General features: G+C 64.2%; 1 protein-coding gene. It reads left to right on the plus strand.

The window, feature by feature from the left end; translation table 11 throughout:
• Window positions 1–551 (plus strand): class I SAM-dependent methyltransferase (locus A5787_RS19445; RefSeq protein ID WP_197507286.1); only part of this gene is annotated, 551 nt, incomplete at both ends.

Raw genomic sequence — 551 nt, forward strand, 5'->3', positions numbered from 1 at the left:
TCGGCCTGACGTTGTCGGAGAACCAGGCCGACCACGTGCAGAAGATGTTCGACCAGATGGACACGAACCGCTCGACGCGGGTGCTGCTGGAGGGCTGGGAGAAGTTCGACGAGCCGGTCGACCGCATCGTCTCCATCGGCGCCTTCGAGCACTTCGGCCGCCAGCGCTGGGGCCACTTCTTCAAGATGGCCCACCGGGTGCTGCCGGCCGAGGGCGTCATGATGCTGCACACCATCACGCGTCCGACATTCAAAGAGGCCAGGGCGCAGGGCACTCCGCTGACCCACGAAGTCGTTCACTTCACCCAGTTCATCCTGGCCGAGATCTTCCCGGGCGGCTGGCTGCCGACGATCCCGTCGGTCGAGGAGCACGCGGAGGAGGCCGGCTTCAAGATCACGCGCGTCCAGTCGCTGCGGCTCCACTACGCGAGGACCCTGGAAACGTGGGCCACCGCGCTCGAGGCCAACCGGGAAAAGGCGATCGCGATCCAGTCCGAAGAGGTCTATGACCGCTATATGCACTATTTGACCGGTTGCGAGAACTTCTTCCTC

Source organism: Mycobacterium sp. 852002-50816_SCH5313054-b (assembly GCF_001667185.1).
In the GTDB taxonomy this organism is placed as follows: Bacteria; Actinomycetota; Actinomycetes; order Mycobacteriales; family Mycobacteriaceae; genus Mycobacterium.